This window comes from Verrucosispora sp. WMMC514 (assembly GCF_027497295.1).
Lineage (GTDB): Bacteria > Actinomycetota > Actinomycetes > Mycobacteriales > Micromonosporaceae > Micromonospora > Micromonospora palythoicola.
Map to the genome: position 1 here is coordinate 2170632 of NZ_CP114906.1, position 19546 is coordinate 2190177.

Sequence of the window (19546 nt, forward strand, 5' to 3'; positions counted from 1 at the left end):
CCTACACGCGCCTGCTTTGACCACCTGCGACATCGTCGCCCCAGGCGGCAGTCGGAACTCACGGCGAGCAACGACAACAGAGAGTCATGGTTACGCTAACATCGATGCTTACCCATAGTCACCCGGCCGCAGCACGGACGGGACCTTTCCGGCCGGGTCGCGGTCCGGAGCCGACCCGCCGGCACGGTCCTACGAGGCCGGACCCAACACCTTTGCCAACAGGCCGGAAAGCTGGCGCTGCTCCTGGTCGGTGAGCGATGCCAACCGCTCGGACGGAAACTCGAACGCCCCCCGGACGGCACGACGCACGTCAGCTCCCGCCGAAGTGATCAACACGCGCTTGATTCGCCGGTCGTCCGGATCGGGCACCCGGGCCACCAGGCCACGGGCCTCCAGTCGAGAGACGAGCTGGGTGACGTTCGAGGCGTCGCACCGCAACTCCAGAGCGAGCTCTCCCATCGGGCGACTGTCCTCGGGCAGGTGTTCGAGCAGACACGCCTGTGCGGCGCTGAGCCCCGCGACCTGCGCGGCACGGTCGTAGGCCGCGTCGTACGCGAAGACGAAGTCCCACAACTGCCGGGTGAGGGTGTCGGCCAACTCGGTCACGGCCCCAGATTAGTTGACTCTCTCAGGTAATGCCGTTTAGGTTGAGCAAGGAACTTTAGTGACTCAACAACATGGGGGTTCGACGTGAAGAGTCCGAGCTCGGTGCGGGCCGGTACGTCCCGCGTGCTGATTACCGGAGTCCGTGGCAAGACCGGGTCACCGCTGGCCAGGCTGCTTGTCAAGGACGAGGACGTCGACGTGCTCGGCGGCAGCAGCAACCCGGCCTCGGTCGACCTGGATGGCGTGCGACCGACCGCCTTCTCCTGGGACGTCCCCTCGGGATGGAAAGCGGCGACCGACGGCGTCGACGCCGTGTACCTCGTCCGACCGGATCGGGCGGACGCGCCGGACCTCATCGGCGCGCTGCTCGATGAGACGCCCGCTCAGGCCCGGATCGTCCTGCTGTCCGAGCAGGACGCCGACTACATGGGTGCCGACGGATGGGCACCGCGCGCCGAGCGGGCGGTTCGCGACAGTGGGCACGCCTGGACCATCCTGCGGCCCAGCTGGTTCATGCAGGTTTTCACCGACCCGCGGTTCTACCGTGATCAGATCGCCGACGGGAAGCTGCCGTTCTCCAGCGGCGGCGCCAGCCTGGCCTGGATCGATGCCCGCGACATCGCCGCCGTGGCCGAGCGGGCGCTGCTGGACGAGAAGCACGCCGGCCAGGTGTACGAACTCACCGGCCCGGAGTCACTCACACTGCCGCGCACCGCGGAGCTGCTCGCCGCCGCGGCAGGACGTCCCGTTGCCCTGCACGAGATGACCGTCGACGAGGCCGTCGACGGGACCACCGGGTTCGAACGGGAACTCTTCGCGCTGACCTTCGAGCGCGTACGGGCGGGTAGCTTCGCGGAGGTCACCGAGGCCGTCGAGCGGGTGACCGGACGACCCGCGCGAACCTTGCCGGCATTCCTGGCCGAGGCCGGGCCGCCCTTCGGTCGGGCGACCTGACCCTGGCCGGGGCGACGAGCAGCAGTGCTGCGGAAACCTCGGGCCAGGTCGTCAGCTCGTCGGCAGCCGCCGCCGGATCGCCGGCCGGTGGGCAGGGAGCGCGACGGAGTCCAGGTCGGCGACGACGGCGTCGAGCAGCCGGCTGATCCGTGGTTCTCCGTCGGCGGTGTTGCGCAGCTCGTCGACGATCATCGCCAGGTAGGTGTCGTAGGTGGGGCGGTTCGCCAGGACCCGTACCGTGCCGTCGTCGTCGCGTACGATCCCGACCGGATCGGGCCGGGTCGCGAGCCGACGGAGCAGGTCGTGTGCCTCCTGGACGGCGCGTACGGCGGTGGTGACGTCGTTGGAGGCGGGGGACAGCGCACGCGTGGCGATGTCCCCCAGCTGACGGAGGCCGAACCCCACGTCCTGGCCCGGTGTGCGCTCGACGTCGATGGTGACCGAGTTGGCGACGCGTTCGTCGGGCAGTGGACGCGGCCCGACGCCGGGCAGCCGGTGGCAGTGCAGCAACGGCGCACCGGCGACCACGAAGTCTCCCGGCGCCGGTACGACGGTGATCGCGCAGTCGTGTTCCCGCGCCAGCCGGGCGAGCAGGGCGAGGTCGACGCTGGTGACCAGTCCCGCCGCCGTGGCCGGCACGACCTGCACCACCTCGCCGATGATCTCGGCCGGCTCCTCGTGCTCCGGCACGTGCCGGTCGATCGTCCGGCGGGTCTGTGCGCCGATGGCGACGATGATGTGCGACACCCGCATCACGGTGGTGATGTGGTGCAGGTAGTAGATGAACATCGCGGTGCTGGCCAGCACGAGCGACATCGACACGGCGAGGGAGAGTTCGGGCAGCCGGTCGCTGTCGCGGGCCGGCAGCGCGGCGAGTACCACCATCGCGAAGAGGAACGTCGCCACGAACGTCCCGAGCGTGGACTGGATGACCCGGTCCTGCAGGAACGTACGCAGTACCCGTGGGGAGTACTGGCTGCTGGCCAGTTGCAGCGCCACGACCGTGATGGAGAAGACCAGCGCGGTGAACGAGATCATCGCCGTGATGATCGACGACAACAGGGATCGGGCACCGGGAGGGCCGCTGGGCAGAATGCTCTCCACCGGCAGCCGCAGCCGCAGTTCCAGCACCGACAGGCCGATGGCCAGCACGACCGCACTCGCCGCGAAGAGTGCCGGAATGAGCCAGAAACTCTGCCGTATCTCGGCGAGCCGGGCGGCGCCGGTCCGGGGCCGCCTCATGTCGCCGTAGCCTTTCGCTCCCGCTCGGCGCTGAGGAAGAAGGCGCCGAACGCACCGGCAAGGGTGCCGAACACGACCACCGAGTAGATCGCGAGCACCAGTTCGACGACCTGGGCGAACGGATCGTCCGCACCGAGTGGTTCACCCGTGATGGTGGCCAGGGCGACGTCGTGCAGCGCCGGTCCGTACGACCGGTAGGAACCGGTGACGACGAGCAGTTGGCCCACGCTGAGGACGACCGTCGTCGTGATGATCGCCAGCCACGCGATCCGGTCGGTCAGCAGCCGGCCGGCGGAGCGCGAGCCGCGTACCGCCGCGGTGATGACACCGCCGGCTCGGGCGGCGCGCAGCGCGGAGGCGGCCCGGGCGAAGCGGAGAAACGGCACGGCGAGGAAGATGATCTGCCACCAGTTGCGTCGCCAGAACCGGCGGGCGTCATGGCGGGCCAGCCAGGCGCGCAGGGCGAATTCGGCCACGAACACCGCCCACAGCACCCAGCCCAGGACGGTCAGAGCGGTGGACAGCGTGGGATGTCCGGCGAGCGCCTGCCCGAGGACGACCAGGACGAAGAGCACACCGAGGGCACCCATCGGTTTGTCGAGCCGCCGGGCGACGCCGTGCAGTACCGCGTCCTCGGGCGTCCGCTCACCGTCGGTGGGCCGGCTCATCGCCGCGCCGGCCGGTTCACCGGTACCCCGTCCACCCGCGCTCGCTCCTGGTGTCCTCCGGGAGCGTTGGGCGGGTCACGGTGATGTCCTCCTGGCGGTCGTGCGGCAGAGCCGTGGTCGGCCGCCTGGCAGTGCGCTACCCGAGATCACCGACCGCAAACGTCGAGCGCCGAACTACGCCGACCGTCACAGTCACGGGCAGAGACCGTCATCGGTTCGTCGTGTTGTCCGCCGTGGCCGCCGGGTAGGGCAGTCCTAGCAGACCCCGTCCCCTGAAGGAGTCAGCCATGACCCACCCGTGGTTCTTTCCCCATGACCTGCCCCCGCTGTTCTACGCCGAGCCCACCACCGCGGACACCCGACTGGCCTGTCGGTTGCTCACGCGCATGCAGCAGGATCCGCGACTGCGTCACGAGCGCATCTGCATCGAGGTGCAGAACCGGGTGGTGGTGCTCGAGGGCACGGTCAGCACGGCCGGGCTGAGCGCCGAGGCGCATGCTCTCGCCTGGCGCACGCCGGGAGTGCACGATGTCAGCAACCGGCTCCGGCACCTGGACGGGTGACCTGACCGGCGGGGCTCTTTGCGGGCCCCGGGTTGGGGTACATCACCACGATGGTGCTGAACAATCCTGCCGACCTGGTACGCCTGCTCGTGATCGCGTTGGTCGTCTACCCGGCGCTCGTGGTGGTCCTGCGGGTTTCCGGCAAGCGGACGCTGTCCAAGCTGAACGCCTTCGACTTCGTGGTCACGGTCGCGCTGGGCTCGACGCTGGCGACGATCCTGCTGTCGCGGGACGTGTCGCTGGTGGAGGGAATCCTCGCCCTGATCCTGCTGGTGGCGTTGCAGTACGTGGTCGCGCTGCTCGCCGTCCGCTGGCCGCCGTCGCAGAAGGTGCTCAAGGCCCGGCCCACCATGCTGCTACGGGACGGGCGGCTACGAACCGAGACGTTGCGGTCGACCCGGGTGGCGGAGAGCGAGATCCGGCAGGCCGCTCGCAGCCAGGGCGCGGGCGACCTGCACAACCTTGCCGCCGTGGTGCTGGAGACCGACGGCAGCCTGAGCATCATCACCCGCGAGCAGCTCGGCGACGGCAGTACCCTCGTCGATGTGCGCGACGAGGGACGGTAGCCGCCAGGCCGACGAACGCCGGTCCGCCCCTGTCAGCCCTCGATCGGTGGACGGTCGATGTTGAGATGGAAGGCGCGCTCCTCCGCCTCCTGACGCGCCGCGACGAAGTCGCGCTGCCAGTCCTGGGCATCGTCCGGGATCCGCGCCACCACGTGCTCACCGTGCACCCGCCCGTCCGCGTCGGTCAGGGTGACCCCGACGACGGTGTGCCCACGCCCGGGTATGGCGTAGTGCCGCACCGCCCAGCGGGCGGACGCCTGCGCGGCGTGACGTCGGCGTCGGGCGCCGCCGGTCAGAACCGCGGAAACCAGCAGGACGGCGGCCAGCACAACCACGGAGACGGCCAGGAACGCGATGATCCGCACCCGCCCGAGGCTACCTCGCCGCCTGCCGATGCTGCGGCGTACGAGCAGGCCACCGGAGAACCGGACGCACCCGGTCACGACCGCCGAGACGCCTCGGCTCCGACCCGGTCGTGCCGGGCCGGAGCCGAGTTGTGCCTGACGGTCGGGTGGATCAGGTGACGTTGATGTCGCTGCACCACATGTAGGTCTGGTCCATGTGTGACGCCTTCCAGATCACGAAGAGGACGTGCTGGCCGCTACGCCCGGACGGGATCGAGACGTTGAACGAGATGTTCTGCGTCGGCGCGTAGCGCCCGGTCTGCAGGATCTGGTCGATGTTTCCCCAACCGACGCGCTGCGAGTTCGGATTGAAACCCTGCCGGGTGACGTAGACCCGGAAGAAGTCAGCGCCGTGGCTGGCCTGGTCGTAGAACCGCAGCGTGAAGTTGCGGCTGACGTTCGTCGCCTTCCAGGCGCCCGGCTGGTTCAGGGCGTCGTTCCGGGAGAGGGCGTTGCTGCAGAGCTGCCCGTCGGGCGTACGGGCCTGGTACTGCCCGCCGAGGCCGTCCCGCAGCTGGCTCATCCAGTTCCACATGGTGTCCGGGTTGGCCTGGAACGCCCGGTGGCACATCGGGTCCTGCGTCTGCATCGCCGGATCCATGTGCCGGTGGCCCCAGTTCTGCCAGCACTGGTACGCGCGGGTCGCCGGGTTGATCACGGTGCCGTGGGCCTGGGCGGCACCCGTCCAGGGCAGCAGGGCGGCCACCACGGCGAGGGCCAGGACCAGCGCCCGGACGGTCGGCCGGGATCGCCGGCCGGATCGGTGGGGATGGTGTGAACTCACGGTGCATCCTCCATTTCTGAGACGCTCACCGGGACGGGTTTGGGAGCGCTTCCAGCGAGTATCACACCAATCGGACAAGATATCAATGATCGTCTATTGATATCGGTTGTTCGGATTTCGCCACCGTCGTCTTGATCTACGCGCCACCACTCCACCTCGAATATCCGGGAGAAAGGCGCATTAAAAAGATCGAAAATTGCCGCGATCACCGGCTCGGCGGCGAGTCGCGCGCCGATGGCGAAGCGTCTCAGTGGACCCCGGCATGGTCGGGGACACGCTGGGTCGCATCGCGGACCTCGCCGACGAGCTTCTCCACCACGTCCTCCAGGGCGGCCAGGCCGAGAAGCTCACCGGTCGAGTCGACGATGGTGGCGAGATGGGCACCCCGCTGTTGCATGACGGTGAGGGCGTCGCGCAGCGGCCGGGCGGCATCCAGGGTGACGAGCGGGCGGATCAGTGCCGGGTCGAGCGGCTCCTCGTGCTGTTCCGCTGGCAGTCCAAGGATGTCCTTGACGTGAACGTATCCGGTGAGGCTGCCCTGCGGATCGGTGAGCGGAAAACGTGAGTATCCGGTCGCCGCGCACTGGCGTTCAAGCTCCGCCACGGGGGTGTCCTGAGGCAGCGTGACCAGTGCGGCCAGCGGAAGCGCCACGGCGGCGGCGGGTTGATCGTTGAAGGCCAGCGCTCCGGTGAGCAGGTCGTGCTCGTGCTGGTCGATAAGTCCTTCCTGCCGGGACTGGGCGATGAAGCCGGCGATCTCCTCGTTCGTGAAGGTGGAGGCGACTTCGTCCCTCGGCGTGACCCGGAGAAGACGTAGAACCGCGTTGGCGATCTGGTTGAGCAGCCAGATCAGCGGGCGGAGAACAGTGACGATGCCGTATAGCACCGGGCCCAGGATCAGCGCGGAGCGCTCCGGACCCGCGAGGGCGATGTTCTTGGGCACCATCTCGCCGAGCACCATGTGCAGGAACACGACGACGGCCAGAGCGATGGTGAACGCGATCGGGTGCAGTAGCGCCTCGGGCACGCCGACGGCGGCGAAGGGCTTCTCCAGCAGATGCGCCACGGCAGGTTCGCCGATCGCACCCAGGCCGAGGGAGCAGACCGTGATGCCGAGTTGCGCGCCGGCCATCATCAGGGAGACGTTCTCCATCGCCCGCAGCGTGACACGGGCGATGGACGAGCCGGCCGCCGCACGCGGTTCGATCTGCGTACGCCGGGCGGAGATCAGCGCGAACTCCGCCCCGACGAAGAAGGCATTGCCGGCCAGCAGCACGACGGCCAACAGGATCGCGGTGGCGTCACTCATGACGAGGTTTCCTTGCTGGGCTGGTTGTCGACGCAGGGACGCAGGGCGAGCCGGTCGACCCGGCGGCCGTCGAGCCGAATGACCGCGAGTTCCGCCCGGGCAGAGGTGGGTAGACCATCGGCGTCGGGGTGGTTCCGGTCGGCGACGGACACGGTGATGGTGTCACCGACCTGCGGGAAACGGCCGAGGCGCTCGGTCACCAGCCCGCCGAGGGTGTCTGAGTCCCGTGCCTCCGGAAGGTCGAGGCCGATCAGCCGGGACGCCTCGTCGGGACGAAGCAGGCCGGACAGGGTCCAGGTACCGTCGGCGCTGCGGTGGTGGCGGCGGTGGGGAGCGTCCTGCTCGTCCGCGATCTCACCGACGATCTCCTCGACGAGATCTTCCAGGGTCACGACGCCGGCGGTGCCGCCGTACTCGTCGACAACTACCGCCACCTGCAACCCGTGCCCGCGCAGGACCGCCAGCAGCGGGTCGAGCGGCATGGTCTCGGGCACCTCCGGAAGATCCACCATGATCGCCCGGATCGGACGGGTGGTCCGCTGTGCGGTGGGCACCGCCAGGACGTGCTTGAAGTGCACTACGCCGATGACGTCGTCCACGCCGGCACCGGTGACCGGGAATCGGGCGTGACCGCTGCCGGCGGCGAGGCTGAGCACCTGCCCTGCGGGCGCGTCGGCGGAGACGAACTGAACCCGATTACGCGGCGTCATGACGTCGGCCGCCGTACGCTCGCCAAAATCGATCGAGCGCGCGACGAGTTCCGCCGTCCGCGCGTCGAGCGTGCCCTCATGCCCGGACCGGGTGACCAGCGACGCGAGTTCCTGCGGAGAGCGAGCCGAGGCCAACTCCTCGGTCGGTTCGATGCCCATCAGGCGCAGAATCCGGTTCGCCGTACCGTTGAGGAATCGGATCAGCGGACCGGCGGCGGTCGTGAAGCCACGCTGTGCTCCCGCCACGGCGCGGCCGACGCGCAGCGGTTCCGCTATCGCCCAGTTCTTCGGTACGAGTTCACCGAAGACCATCTGGAAGCCGGTCGCCAGCGCCAGCGCCAGCGTCACCGACAGGGCGGTGACCGCCGAGTCGGACAGCCCGGTCATTCCGAGCGGGCCACGCAACAGCGCGGCCAGTGACGGTTCGGCCAGAAAGCCGACCACCAGACTGGTGACGGTGATGCCCAGCTGAGCTCCGGACAGCTGGGTGGACAACGTCCGCAGCCCCTTGAGCAGGCCGGCGGACCGGCGGTCACCGGCCTCCGCCCCGCGCTCGACCGTCGCCCGGTCGACCGTCACGAAGGCGAACTCCGCGGCCACGAACACCGCGTTCGCCGCGATCAGCAGCACCGCCACGGCCAGCAGCAGCCACTCGGTCATCGGCAGAACCTCGCTCGGCCCACGGGTTTCGCAGAACTGGGAGGCTCACCGTCGTCGGACATGCCAGCCAGCGTAGGCAGGCATCCTGAGTCGTTGCTGTGTGCCCGACACCCGAAGGCGACCCGTCGAACGCCCACCCAGCGCGGGTGGCCGCTGTCCGCACTCATCCGTCCGTATGCCAGGTTGTCGGGTGCCCCGTCGTTCCCTTCCCACCATCGCTACGGTTGATGCTCCGGGTGGGCCGGGCATGGGAGGCGTCGAACAGGCCGTGGGTGGCTATGGCGTGCAGGTCACGCTGGTGCTGGTGTTGGTACTGGTGAACGCGGTGTTTGCGGGCAGCGAGATGGCTCTGGTGTCGCTACGGGAGAGCCAACTGGAGCGCCTTGAGCGAACCTCCCGAGGGGGACGGGTGCTCGCCAGGTTGGCACGGGACCCGAACCGGTTTCTGGCCACGATCCAGATCGGTATCACCCTGGCGGGCTTCCTGGCGTCGGCGGCGGCGGCGGTGTCCCTGGCCCAGCCACTCGTCGAACCCCTGGGATTCCTCGGTGGCGCCGCCGAGCCGGCGTCCATCGTCGTGGTGACCATACTGCTGACGTTCGTCACCCTGGTCCTGGGCGAGTTGGCGCCCAAACGCATCGCGATGCAGCGCGCCGAGGGATGGGCGCTGCTCGTCGCCCGCCCGCTGGACGCGCTGTCGACGGTCTCCCGGCCGGCCGTGTGGCTGTTGAGCGCCGCCAGCGACGCGGTCGTCCGGATGACCGGCGGCGATCCGGGGGCGCGGCGGGAGGAGGTCACCACCGAGGAGTTGCGGGACATGGTGGCCGCGCAGCGTAACCTCACCCCCGAGCACCGGATGATCATTTCAGGGGCGTTCGAGGTCGCCGAGCGGGTCCTGCGAGAGATCTTGGTCCCTCGTCGCGATGTCGTCACCCTCAGCGATTCACTGTCCGCACCGCAGGCACTGCGGGAGTTGGGCGCGTCGGGGCAGACCCGCGCCCCCGTGGTGGGGCGGGGCGGTCTGGACGACACGGTCGGCCTGGTGCACATGCGGGACCTGCTCGACCAGGAGGGGCCGGTTGCCGCATACGTCAGCCCGCCGTTGTACCTGCCGGAGACGTTGAAGGTCACCGAGGCGATCCGGGAGATGCGTCAGCAGCGGCAGCAGTTCGCTCTCGTGGTCGACGAGCGCGGTGCGATCGACGGGATCGTCACGATGGAGGACCTGGTCGAGGAGATCGTCGGGGAGATCTACGACGAGACCGACAGGGACGTCCAGTCGGTGATTCGAGAGCCTGACGGCGCACTGCTGATGCCCGGCGGCTTCCCGCTGCACGACCTGCCGGACGTGGGCGTCGACCTTCCCGACGATCTGCTCGAGGCGGGCGACTACACCACCGTGGCCGGCCTGGTGCTGGCCCAGCTCGGCCACATCCCGAAGGCACCGGGCGAGGTGGTCGAGTTGCCAGGCCTGACGGCGGAGGTGACCGAGGTGTCCGGCCGAGCCATCGCCCGGGTGCGGCTGCGCAGCGCGCCGCCAGGTATCGGCGCGCACGAGGCCGCCTGACCCGAAACCGACATCTTCGCGTTGCCGGAAGATGTCGAAAACCATGAACACCCCTCAGTATTCGAGAGGGCACACTCAGCTATCTCTCAGGTTGCGTTGGTAGGTTCCCGCCGCAACGACATCCACTATGGACGTCATTGATCCTGTTGCAGCAGAAGGCTTTCGCGGGAAAGTTCCACGCGAGCCAGATGCCGCCCGGTCGCCGGTCACTGAGGGAGAGTTCGTAGTGTTCAAGAAGATGCTTGGCGCGTTCGGGGTGGGCGGCCCGAGTGTCGACACGGTCCTGTCCAGTCCGAATACCCGCCCAGGGCTGGTGCTGGGCGGGCAGGTCAACCTGACCGGCGGCAGCCACGATGTGGAGATCGACCACATCACGGTCGGCCTGGTCACTCGGGTGGAACAAGACGGAGCGGAAGAGGGTGACGCCCTCGTCGAGTTCCACCGTGTCGGCGTCGCCAGTAGCCTGGTCCTGCGGGAGGGCCAGCAGTTGTCGCTGCCGTTCCAGCTGATGATGCCGTGGGAGACCCCGGTGACCGACCTGTACGGGCAGCACCTGCACGGGATGACCATGGGTCTACGCACCGAGGTGGCCGTCCGCGGTGCGGTGGACAAGGGCGACCTCGACCCGGTGTACGTCCACCCGCTGCCGGTGCAGGAGCGCGTCCTCGACGCCTTCGGCCGGCTCGGCTTCCAGTTCAAGGCGGCCGATCTCGAGCGCGGCCACATCGCCGGGGTACACCAGACGCTGCCGTTCTACCAGGAGATCGAGTACTACAGCGCGCCGCAGTACGCCCACGGCGTCAACGAGGTTGAGCTGACCTTCGTCGCCAACGAGCACGGCGTGGACATCGTGCTGGAGTTCGACAAACGCGGCGGTCTGTTCGCTGGTGGCCATGACAGCTTCGGCCGCTACCACGCCGCGCACGCCGACGCCGATAACCTCGACTGGGCCACCCAGGTCGACACGTGGATCCGGCAGGCCCTGGACGGCTACCAGAACCTGCACGCCGGTCACGGCTACACCCCGCCCGTCCAGGGCTACGGTCAGCCCGGCTACGGACACGCCGCATATGGCCATCCCGGAGGGCACTACCAGCAGGAGCACCACCAGGAGCGGCACGGTGGCCCAGGAATGGGTGCCGTCGCCGCCGGAGTGGTCGGCGGGGCGGCACTGGGTTTCGCCGGCGGCATGGTCGCCGACGAGGTCTTCGACGCCTTCGGCGATGACGAGAGCGGGGACGAGGAGGGCTGAGCACCTGAGGTGCCCGCACTACGTGTGGTGTCGGTGGCCCGCCCGCCGACACCACCGTCTCGGACGGCTGTCCTGGCGGCCGCTGTCCGACTCATGGCTGGTAGCGGTAGCCCATGCCGGGTTCGGTGATGAGGTGCCGGGGTCGGGCGGGGTCGGATTCGAGCTTGCGGCGTAGCTGGGCCAGGTACTGGCGCAGGTAGCCGGTCTCGGTCTCGTATCCCGGTCCCCACACCTCGTGGAGCAGTTGGCGCTGGCTGATCAGCTTGCCCGGGTTGCGGAGCAGCGTTTCGAGCACCGCCCACTGGGTGGGGGTCAGTTTGACGTCGGTGCCGTCGTCGCGGACGACGGTGCGGGTGGCGAGGTCGACGGTGTGCCGGCCGAGCCGCGCGGTGCGGCTGGCCGCGTCCGCTCCGGTGGTGTGCCGGCGGGTGGCGGCCCGGATGCGGGCCAGGAGTTCGTCGACACCGAAGGGCTTGGTGACGTAGTCGTCGGCACCCGCGTCGAGGGCGGTGACCTTGTCGTCGCTGCCGGCGCGGCCGGACAGCACGATGATGGGTACGGCGGTCCAGCCACGGAGCCCACGGATGACGTCGACGCCGTCGAGGTCGGGTAGGCCGAGATCGAGCACGACGAGATCGGGTGGGTGGCTACCGGCGGCCTTCAGCGCGGCGGTTCCGGTGCCGGCGACGTCGACGTCGTAGCCCCGTGCGCGCAGGTTGATGCGCAGGGCGCGCAGGATCTGGGGTTCGTCGTCGACGACGAGGATCCGGGTCATTCCGGCGCACCCTCCGTGGCCGCGGTCGCGGCGGGTAGTCGCAACACCATGGTGAGTCCTCCTCCAGGCGTGGTCTCGGGGTTGATGCTGCCGCCCATCGCCTCGGCGAGCCCGCGGGACAGGGCCAGGCCGAGGCCGACGCCCGTGGTGGTGTCCCGGTCGCCGAGGCGTTGGAACGGCAGGAACACGTGGTCCCACTGGTCCTCGGGGATGCCGGGGCCGGTGTCGATGACGCGGAGTTCGACCCGGCCGGAGTGGGCGCTTGCGGTGATGGTGGGTGGCTGTCCGGGTGGGCTGTGCCGCAGGGCGTTCGCGACGAGGTTGACCAGCACCCGCTCCAGCAGACCCGGGTCGGCGGTGACCGCGGGGAGATCGGTCGGAATGTCGGTGCTGACGTCGGCGGCCTCTGGGCCGAGTTCGTCCAGGGCGCGGGGCACGACGTCCTCCAGACCGATCGATGCGACGGTGATGCCGAGTGCTCCGGCCTGCAGGCGGCTCATGTCGAGCAGGTTGGCCACCAGCCGGCCGAGCCGGTCGAGGGACTCGTCCGCAGTCACCAGCAGCTCGTCCCGGTCCTCGGGGTCGAACTCCACGTCCGGGCTGCGCAGGCTGGACACGGCGGCCTTCGCCGAGGCCAGCGGGGTACGTAGGTCGTGGCTGACGGCGGCGAGCAGTGCGGTGCGCATCCGGTCGGCCTCGGCCAGCGGCCGGGCGGCGGCGGCCTCCTCGGCGAGGCGCTCCTGCCGGAGCGCGACGGCGGCCTGCGCGGCGAACGCCTCGACGATGCGCCGATCGGCGGCCTCCAGCCGTCGGCCGCAGAGCACGACGGTCAACCGGTCGTCGACGGGTACAGCCGTCTCACCGGCACTCGGGGTGCCGGCCGGCGACTCGCCGACGCTGGCCACGACCCGCCAGGCCTGCGTCTCCCGGTCCCGGTCGGGCCGGCCGGTCGCCTCGCCGGTCTGTTCCAGCACGCTGACCGCGCGCAGCGCGAAGGTCTCCCGGAGCCGCTCCAGCAACGCCGGCAGGGGCCGCTGCCCGCGCAGGACGCTGCCGGCGACGGTGGCCAGGGTCTGCGCGTCGGCGGAGGCCCGAGCCGCCTCCCGAGTCCGCCGGGCCGCCACGTCGACCACCCAGCTCACCGCCACGGCGACGCCGACGAAAACGCCCAGGGCGAGGAGATTGTCCGCCTCGGCGATGGTCAGCGTGTAATAGGGCGGGGTGAAGAACCAGTTCAGCAACAGAGATCCGCCGAGGGCCGCGAGCAGCGCCGGCCAGAGCCCGCCGACGAGCGCGACGCCGACGACGGCGGCGAGGAAGATCAGAATGTCGTTGGTCAGGGTGAGGTCGGGCAACGCCTTGAGCAGCGCGGTCAGGGCGGGCATACCCACGACGGTGAGCGCGAACCCGTACCGCCGGCGCCGCCGGGACAGCGCGGCGGGCACCGCCGGACCGCGCCGACCGCGACCAGCCTCGGCGTGGGTGACCAGGTGTACGTCGATGGGACCGGACAGTGCCGTGGTGGTGACCCCGACGCCCCGGGAGAACAGTTGCGCGAAGCGCCCGCGTCGACTGGCACCGAGCACCAGTTGGGTGGCGTTGACGCCCTGGGCGAAGTCCAACAGCGCGGCGGGGATGTCGGTGCCGAGGACCTGGTGGTACGTGCCGCCGAGGCTCTCCACCAGGACCCGTTGCCGCGCCAGTTGCGCGGGGTCGGCGCCGACGAGCCCATCACTGCGGGCGATGTGCACGGCGAGCAGGTCGGCGCCCTTGCTGCGGGCGGCGACGCGGGCCGCGCGGCGGATCAGCGTCTCCCCCTCCGGCCCGCCGGTCAGTGCGACGACAACCCGTTCGCGGGCCTCCCAGGTGGCGGAGATGCCCTGCTGGGCGCGGTACGCGTCGAGTTGCTCGTCGACCTTGTCGGCGAGCCAGAGCAGCGCCAGTTCGCGCAGGGCGGTGAGGTTGCCGACCCGGAAGTAGTTGCCGAGCGCTGCGTCGATCTTGTCGGGGCGGTAGATGTTGCCGTGGGCCATCCGTCGGCGTAGCGCCTCGGGAGTCATGTCGACGAGTTCGACCTGTTCGGCGGCGCGGACGACGGCGTCGGGCACGGTTTCCCGCTGGGTGGTGCCGGTGATCTGGGCGACGACGTCGTTGAGCGACTCCAGGTGTTGGACGTTGACCGTGGTGAGCACGGTGATCCCGGCGTCCAGCAGCTCCTGGATGTCCTGCCAGCGCTTGTCGTTGCGGGAGCCGGGCACGTTGGTGTGGGCCAGCTCGTCGACGACGGCCACCTCGGGTCGCCGGGCGAGCACCGCGTCGAGAGCCATCTCGGTGAACTCGACGCCCCGGTAGGTCATCGTGCGGCGGGGCACCTGCTCCAGGTCGCCGATCATCGCGGCGGTGTGCGCACGACCGTGGGTCTCGACGAACCCGATCACCACGTCGGTGCCGCGCTCGGCCCGCCGGTGCGCCTCCTCCAGCATCGCGTACGTCTTCCCGACGCCGGGTGCGGCGCCGAGATAGATGCGCAGCTCCCCGCGCGCCATCGCACCCCTCCCCTTCTCGACGACGGAAAGGGCCCCTTGTCATCGCCATGTGTACCGCAAGGGGCCCTTCCGAACCTCTCAGCCGGCGGGAAACTCCCGGTCGAGCGCCAGGTTGAGTTCCAGCACGTTGACCCCGGGCTCACCCATGAAGCCGAGCGACCGACCGGCGGTGTGCTCCTCGACCAGACGACGGACCGCCGTGGGGTCCGCGTCGCGCTCCCGTGCGACCCGGTTCACCTGTAGCTCGGCGTACGCCGGGGAGATGTGCGGGTCGAGTCCACTGCCGCTGGCGGTGACGGCGTCGGCGGGTACCGCGGGGTCGGCCGGTGCGTCACCCCGGATCGGGGTGACCAGGCCGCCGGCGGCGACATAGTCCTCGCCGGGCCGGGCCAGTTCCACCGGTACACCCTCGTAGCTGGTGACGAACGGCGTGGCCGGTGCGACCTGGTTGACACTCACCACCCGGGTCACCGCCCCGGTCAGGCCGTCGGCGCGGAACACCGCGAGCACCGCGCCGACCCCGTCCGCGGTGCAGTACGGTCGGCGGCCGTCCACGCCGTCGAGTTCGCCGACGGCCCTGCTACGCGCGCAGACCTGGGTGAGCAGGCTCGGCGTCGACTCCTCCGGGTCGATGGCGATGGTGTCGACCACGCTTTCCGGGCCCAGGTTGCTGGCGGCGGTGGCGGTCGGGTCGTAGCCGTCCCCGGCGGCGGAGGGGCGGGACTGGAAGTAACGCGGGACCGGGTTGCCGTCCGCGTCGGTGAAGGACTGGCCGATCAGCGAACTGCCGACGGTCCGCCCGTCGACGGTCAGCGGTGATCCGTCCGCCTTTTCCGCGAGGCCGGGAATCCGACCCGCGGCCACCAGCGCGAGTGGGTAGGCGAGGCCGAGCAGCACGGTGAAGACGAGCAGCGCGCGTAGCGCCGCGAGGTGCCGGGCGAGCCAGTTGGGTAGGCGCATCACGAGATCCCTGGGATGAGCTGGAGAAGCAGGTCGATGAGTTTGATGCCGACGAACGGCACCACGATGCCGCCGAGGCCGTAGACCAGCAGGTTGCGGCTGAGCAGCTTCGACGCGGCGGCGGGCCGGTAACGCACCCCCCGCAACGCGAGTGGGATCAACGCGACGATGATGATCGCGTTGAAGATGACCGCCGCGAGGATCGCCGACTCCGGGCTGGCGAGTCGCATGATGTTGAGGGCATCCAGGCTGGGGTAGATGCCGGCGAACATGGCCGGGATGATCGCGAAGTACTTCGCGATGTCGTTGGAGATGCTGAACGTGGTCAGCGCACCCCGGGTGATCAGCAACTGTTTGCCGATCTCCACGATCTCGATCAGCTTGGTCGGGTCGGAGTCGAGGTCGACCATGTTGCCGGCCTCCTTGGCGGCCGACGTGCCGGTGTTCATGGCGACGCCGACGTCGGCCTGGGCGAGCGCCGGGGCGTCGTTGGTGCCGTCGCCGGTCATCGCGACGAGGCGGCCGCCCTCCTGCTCCTTGCGGATCAGGGCGAGCTTGTCCTCCGGGGTGGCCTCGGCGAGGAAGTCGTCGACCCCTGCCTCGTCGGCGATGGCCTTGGCGGTACGCGGGTTGTCGCCGGTGATCATCACGGTCCGGATGCCCATCGCGCGCATCTCGTCGAACCGCTCCCGCATGCCGGCCTTCACCACGTCCTTGAGGTGGATGACACCCAGCGCGCGGGCCGGCTCGCCATCGGCGTGCTCGGCGACGACAAGCGGGGTGCCGCCGAGGCCGCTGATCTCGTCCACGAGCTGCCCGACCTGCTCGGTCGGGTGACCGCCGTTCTCCCGTACCCACTTCATAACCGCGGTGGCCGCACCCTTGCGGATCCGGCGCGTCGCTCCGGCGGCGCCGGCGTCGACGGTGCCGTCCGGGGTCAGGTCGACACCGCTCATCCTGGTCTGCGCGGTGAACGGCACGAAGGTCGCGTGCGGGATCAGGCCGGCCTCGCGTTCGCGCAACCCGAACTCGTTCTTGGCGAGCACCACGATCGACCGGCCCTCGGGGGTCTCGTCGGCGAGGCTGGACAACTGCGCCGCGTCGGCCACCGTGGTCACGTCGACCCCGTCGACCGCAACGAACTCGGCGGCCTGCCGGTTGCCCAGGGTGATGGTGCCGGTCTTGTCCAGCAGCAGCGTGTTCACGTCGCCGGCGGCCTCTACGGCCCGGCCGCTCATCGCCAGGACGTTGCGCTGCACCAGGCGGTCCATGCCGGCGATGCCGATCGCGGACAGCAGCGCCCCGATGGTGGTCGGGATGAGGCAGACCAGCAGTGACACCAGCACGATCCCGCTGACGCCGGCGTCGGTGATCGCCTGGGTGTCTGGTGCCGCGCCCTGGTAGTCCTTCGAGAAGATGGCCAGCGGCTGAAGAGTGACGACGGCCAGCAGGAAGACGATCGTCAGCGCGGCGAGCAGGATGTTCAGCGCGATCTCGTTCGGGGTCTTCTGCCGGTTGGCCCCCTCGACCAGGTTGATCATCCGGTCGATGAAGCTCTCGCCCGGCTTCTGCGTGATCATCACGACGATCCGATCGGAGAGCACCTTCGTGCCGCCGGTGACCGCGCTCCGGTCACCACCGGACTCCCGGATCACCGGCGCCGACTCGCCGGTGATCGCCGACTCGTCGACGCTGGCGATGCCCTCCACCACGTCCCCGTCGCCGGGGATGATCTCGCCGGCCTCGACGACGACCACATCGCCCTGCTTCAACTGTGGGGCGGGCACCGACTCGGTGCGGTAGGCGCCGGGAGCGGCGCCCGCGGTCCAGCCCAGGGCGCGGGTGGCGACGGTGTCCGTCTTCGCCCGGCGCAGGGCGGCGGCCTGTGCCTTGCCCCGGCCCTCGGCCACGGCTTCGGCCAGGTTCGCGAAGACGACCGTGAGCCACAGCCAGACGGTGATCGCCACCGCGAACACCGACGGGTCCGCCACCGCGAGGACGGTGGTGAAGAGCGCTCCGATCTCGACGATCAGCATGACCGGGTTGCGCCAGAGGGTGCGCGGGTCGAGCTTGCGCAGCGCGTCCGGCAACGACGTGAGCAGCTGCTTCGGGTCGAGCAGGCCGCCGCCGGCCCGGTTGCCCTGGACGGCCGGTGTGCCGGCGGTCGCCGCGTCGGCGGTGCCGTGCGGTGCCGGCGTGGAGGTGGTCATGTCCTTCTCTTTCATGATGGTCACAGCCCCTCAGCCAGGGGGCCGAGCGCGAGGGCGGGCAGGAAGGTCAACGCGACGAGGATCACCGTGACGCCGACGACCATCCCGACGAACAGCGGCCGGTGGGTGGGCAGGGTGCCCTCGGAGGTGGGGGTGGGTTGCTGGCGTGCGAGGGAACCGGCCAGGGCGAGCACGAGGATGATCGGCAGGAACCGGCCGAGCAGCATGCACAGCCCCAGCGCGGTGTTCCACCACGGCGTGCTCACGGTGATGCCGGCGAACGCGGAGCCGTTGTTGTTGCTCGCCGAGGTGAACGCGTAGAGCACCTCGGACAGCCCGTGCGGCCCGACGTTGAGCGCGGTCGAGTTGTTGCCGGTGGCGAACGCCGCCGCCGCGCCGATCAGCACCAGAGCAGGGGTGATCAGAAAGTACAGCGACGCGAGCTTGATCTCCCGCGCACCGATCTTCTTCCCGACGTACTCCGGCGTCCGGCCGACCATCAGGCCGGCGACGAACACGGTGATCACCGCCAGGACCAGCAGGCCGTACAGGCCGGCACCGACACCGCCGGGGGCGACCTCGCCGAGCATCATGTTGACCAGCGGCATCATGCCGCCCAGGGCGGTGTACGAGTCGTGGAACGAGTTCACCGCACCGGTGGAGGTGAGCGTGGTGGCGGCCGCGAAGGTCGCCGAGTTCGACACGTCGAACCGGACCTCCTTACCTTCGAGGGCCGCCCCGACCGCCTGCGGCACCGTGCCGTCGCCGGTCAGCTCGAAGACGTTGGTCAGGGTGATGCTCGCGATCGCCAGGACGGCCATCACCGCGACGATCGCGTAGCCCTGCCGCACCTGACCCACCATCCGGCCGAAGACCCGGGGCAGGCTGAACGGGATCAGCAGGAGCAGGAAGATCTCCAGCCAGTTCGTCCAGGTGGTCGGGTTCTCGAACGGGTGGGCACTGTTGACGTTGTAGAAGCCGCCGCCGTTGGTGCCCAGCTCCTTGATGACCTCCTGGCTGGCCACCGGGCCACCGGTGATGGTCTGGTTGCCTCCGGTCAGGGTGGTGATCTCGGTGCCGGCGGACAGATTCTGCACCGCACCGCCGATCATCAGGGCAAGGGCGCCGAGGACCGAGATCGGTAGCAGGATCCGCAAGGTGATCCGGGTCAGGTCGACCCAGAAGTTGCCCAGTTCGCCGGTCCGGCTGCGGGCGAAGCCCCGGACCAGCGCGACGGCGACCGCGATGCCGACGGCGGCGGAGACGAAGTTCTGCACCGCCAGGCCGGCCATCTGCACCAGGTGACCCATGGTCGACTCACCCGAGTACCACTGCCAGTTCGTGTTCGTCACGAACGACACCGCGGTGTTCCACGCGCCATGTGTCATCACCGGGTCGAAGCCCAGCGACAGCCACAGGTGGTTCTGCAACCGCATGAACCCGTACAGGAACAGGATCGACACGGCCGAGAAGGCCAGCACGCTGCGGGCGTACACGCCCCAGGTCTGCTCGGCGGCCGGGTCGACCCCGACCAGGCGGTAGACGCCCCGTTCCACACGCGACTGCCTGGCCCCGGAGACCACCCGGTACAGGTAGTCACCGAACGGGCGGTGGACGGCGACCAACGCCACCACGAGCGAGAGGATGAACAGCACACCGGCTGTCGTCACGGTCATCAGAACCGCTCCGGAAACAGCAGGGCGACCACCAGGAACACGGCCAGGCCGATCGCCAGCACCAGACCGATGGCGTTGACGGCGCTCACAGCTT

The 19546-nt window shown here is 69.7% G+C and carries 18 protein-coding genes; 5 read left to right on the plus strand and 13 right to left on the minus strand.

What is annotated here, in order from left to right:
• Positions 1 to 189: 189 nt before the first annotated feature.
• The gene (locus tag O7597_RS09815) at positions 190 to 606 is read right to left on the minus strand and encodes a MarR family transcriptional regulator (protein ID WP_269740789.1); all 417 of its coding nucleotides are present in this window, start codon (positions 604 to 606) and stop codon (positions 190 to 192) included.
• 84 nt (positions 607 to 690) lie between these two features.
• On the opposite strand from O7597_RS09815, the gene O7597_RS09820 reads away from it, so the two are divergent.
• Positions 691 to 1560, plus strand: coding sequence for an NAD(P)H-binding protein (locus O7597_RS09820; protein WP_281582520.1), 870 nt, complete (start codon positions 691 to 693; stop codon positions 1558 to 1560).
• 51 nt (positions 1561 to 1611) lie between these two features.
• Here the strand turns inward: O7597_RS09820 and O7597_RS09825 are convergent, their stop codons facing one another.
• Both O7597_RS09825 and O7597_RS09830 read right to left on the minus strand, forming a co-directional pair.
• Positions 1612 to 2802, minus strand: coding sequence for a DUF2254 domain-containing protein (locus O7597_RS09825; protein ID WP_269740787.1), 1191 nt, complete (start codon positions 2800 to 2802; stop codon positions 1612 to 1614).
• The gene (locus O7597_RS09830; protein WP_269740786.1) at positions 2799 to 3470 is read right to left on the minus strand and encodes a hypothetical protein; all 672 of its coding nucleotides are present in this window, start codon (positions 3468 to 3470) and stop codon (positions 2799 to 2801) included. Before O7597_RS09830 ends, O7597_RS09825 begins: the two co-directional genes overlap by 4 nt.
• 287 nt (positions 3471 to 3757) lie before the next feature.
• Between O7597_RS09830 and O7597_RS09835 the strand changes: the two genes are divergently transcribed.
• Together O7597_RS09835 and O7597_RS09840 are read left to right on the plus strand one after the other, a co-directional pair.
• Complete coding sequence (locus O7597_RS09835; protein WP_269740785.1) at positions 3758 to 4033, plus strand: BON domain-containing protein; 276 nt, start codon at positions 3758 to 3760, stop codon at positions 4031 to 4033.
• A 50-nt stretch (positions 4034 to 4083) separates the two neighbouring features.
• Positions 4084 to 4599, plus strand: coding sequence for a YetF domain-containing protein (locus tag O7597_RS09840; protein WP_269740784.1), 516 nt, complete (start codon positions 4084 to 4086; stop codon positions 4597 to 4599).
• Positions 4600 to 4631: 32 nt separating this feature from the next.
• Here the strand turns inward: O7597_RS09840 and O7597_RS09845 are convergent, their stop codons facing one another.
• The 4 genes from O7597_RS09845 to O7597_RS09860 form a co-directional block, all read right to left on the minus strand.
• Positions 4632 to 4964: a hypothetical protein gene (locus tag O7597_RS09845; RefSeq protein WP_269740783.1), complete on the minus strand. Its 333-nt coding sequence runs from the start codon at positions 4962 to 4964 to the stop codon at positions 4632 to 4634.
• 151 nt (positions 4965 to 5115) lie between these two features.
• Positions 5116 to 5787, minus strand: a complete 672-nt coding sequence (locus O7597_RS09850; protein WP_269740782.1) for a lytic polysaccharide monooxygenase — start codon at positions 5785 to 5787, stop codon at positions 5116 to 5118.
• Positions 5788 to 6034: 247 nt separating this feature from the next.
• Positions 6035 to 7096, minus strand: coding sequence for a hemolysin family protein (locus O7597_RS09855; protein WP_269740781.1), 1062 nt, complete (start codon positions 7094 to 7096; stop codon positions 6035 to 6037).
• The gene (locus tag O7597_RS09860) at positions 7093 to 8466 is read right to left on the minus strand and encodes a hemolysin family protein (protein WP_269740780.1); all 1374 of its coding nucleotides are present in this window, start codon (positions 8464 to 8466) and stop codon (positions 7093 to 7095) included. Before O7597_RS09860 ends, O7597_RS09855 begins: the two co-directional genes overlap by 4 nt.
• A gap of 247 nt (positions 8467 to 8713) precedes the next feature.
• On the opposite strand from O7597_RS09860, the gene O7597_RS09865 reads away from it, so the two are divergent.
• Positions 8714 to 10033 (plus strand): hemolysin family protein, encoded by a 1320-nt coding sequence (locus O7597_RS09865; RefSeq protein ID WP_281582521.1) that lies wholly within the window; start codon positions 8714 to 8716, stop codon positions 10031 to 10033.
• Positions 10034 to 10271: 238 nt separating this feature from the next.
• Positions 10272 to 11285 (plus strand): sporulation protein, encoded by a 1014-nt coding sequence (locus tag O7597_RS09870; RefSeq protein WP_281583226.1) that lies wholly within the window; start codon positions 10272 to 10274, stop codon positions 11283 to 11285.
• 91 nt (positions 11286 to 11376) lie between these two features.
• Here the strand turns inward: O7597_RS09870 and O7597_RS09875 are convergent, their stop codons facing one another.
• From O7597_RS09875 to kdpF, 6 genes are all read right to left on the minus strand, one after another.
• Entirely contained in the window at positions 11377 to 12060 is a 684-nt protein-coding gene (locus O7597_RS09875; RefSeq protein ID WP_269740778.1) for a response regulator, read from the minus strand.
• Positions 12057 to 14606: a DUF4118 domain-containing protein gene (locus tag O7597_RS09880; RefSeq protein ID WP_269740777.1), complete on the minus strand. Its 2550-nt coding sequence runs from the start codon at positions 14604 to 14606 to the stop codon at positions 12057 to 12059. Before O7597_RS09880 ends, O7597_RS09875 begins: the two co-directional genes overlap by 4 nt.
• Positions 14607 to 14684: 78 nt before the next feature.
• Positions 14685 to 15566 (minus strand): potassium-transporting ATPase subunit C, encoded by an 882-nt coding sequence (locus O7597_RS09885; protein ID WP_269740776.1) that lies wholly within the window; start codon positions 15564 to 15566, stop codon positions 14685 to 14687.
• Entirely contained in the window at positions 15566 to 17776 is a 2211-nt protein-coding gene (gene kdpB / locus O7597_RS09890) for a potassium-transporting ATPase subunit KdpB (RefSeq protein WP_269740775.1), read from the minus strand. Before kdpB ends, O7597_RS09885 begins: the two co-directional genes overlap by 1 nt.
• Before the next feature lie 20 nt (positions 17777 to 17796).
• Entirely contained in the window at positions 17797 to 19452 is a 1656-nt protein-coding gene (gene kdpA / locus O7597_RS09895) for a potassium-transporting ATPase subunit KdpA (protein WP_281582522.1), read from the minus strand.
• Entirely contained in the window at positions 19452 to 19541 is a 90-nt protein-coding gene (gene kdpF, locus O7597_RS09900) for a K(+)-transporting ATPase subunit F (protein WP_091080931.1), read from the minus strand. Before kdpF ends, kdpA begins: the two co-directional genes overlap by 1 nt.
• Positions 19542 to 19546 lie beyond the last annotated feature (5 nt).

Bases quoted from the DNA above. Each gene is read 5' to 3' on its own strand.
- O7597_RS09825 (WP_269740787.1), bottom strand. From the start codon at position 2,802: ATGAGGCGGCCCCGGACCGGCGCCGCCCGGCTCGCCGAGATACGGCAG.
- O7597_RS09830 (WP_269740786.1), bottom strand. From the start codon at position 3,470: ATGAGCCGGCCCACCGACGGTGAGCGGACGCCCGAGGACGCGGTACTG.
- O7597_RS09835 (WP_269740785.1), top strand. From the start codon at position 3,758: ATGACCCACCCGTGGTTCTTTCCCCATGACCTGCCCCCGCTGTTCTAC.
- O7597_RS09840 (WP_269740784.1), top strand. From the start codon at position 4,084: ATGGTGCTGAACAATCCTGCCGACCTGGTACGCCTGCTCGTGATCGCG.
- O7597_RS09855 (WP_269740781.1), bottom strand. From the start codon at position 7,096: ATGAGTGACGCCACCGCGATCCTGTTGGCCGTCGTGCTGCTGGCCGGC.
- O7597_RS09860 (WP_269740780.1), bottom strand. From the start codon at position 8,466: ATGACCGAGTGGCTGCTGCTGGCCGTGGCGGTGCTGCTGATCGCGGCG.
- O7597_RS09865 (WP_281582521.1), top strand. From the start codon at position 8,714: ATGGGAGGCGTCGAACAGGCCGTGGGTGGCTATGGCGTGCAGGTCACG.
- O7597_RS09870 (WP_281583226.1), top strand. From the start codon at position 10,272: ATGCTTGGCGCGTTCGGGGTGGGCGGCCCGAGTGTCGACACGGTCCTG.
- O7597_RS09875 (WP_269740778.1), bottom strand. From the start codon at position 12,060: ATGACCCGGATCCTCGTCGTCGACGACGAACCCCAGATCCTGCGCGCC.
- O7597_RS09880 (WP_269740777.1), bottom strand. From the start codon at position 14,606: ATGGCGCGCGGGGAGCTGCGCATCTATCTCGGCGCCGCACCCGGCGTC.
- O7597_RS09885 (WP_269740776.1), bottom strand. From the start codon at position 15,566: ATGCGCCTACCCAACTGGCTCGCCCGGCACCTCGCGGCGCTACGCGCG.
- kdpB (WP_269740775.1), bottom strand. From the start codon at position 17,776: ATGACCACCTCCACGCCGGCACCGCACGGCACCGCCGACGCGGCGACC.
- kdpA (WP_281582522.1), bottom strand. From the start codon at position 19,452: ATGACCGTGACGACAGCCGGTGTGCTGTTCATCCTCTCGCTCGTGGTG.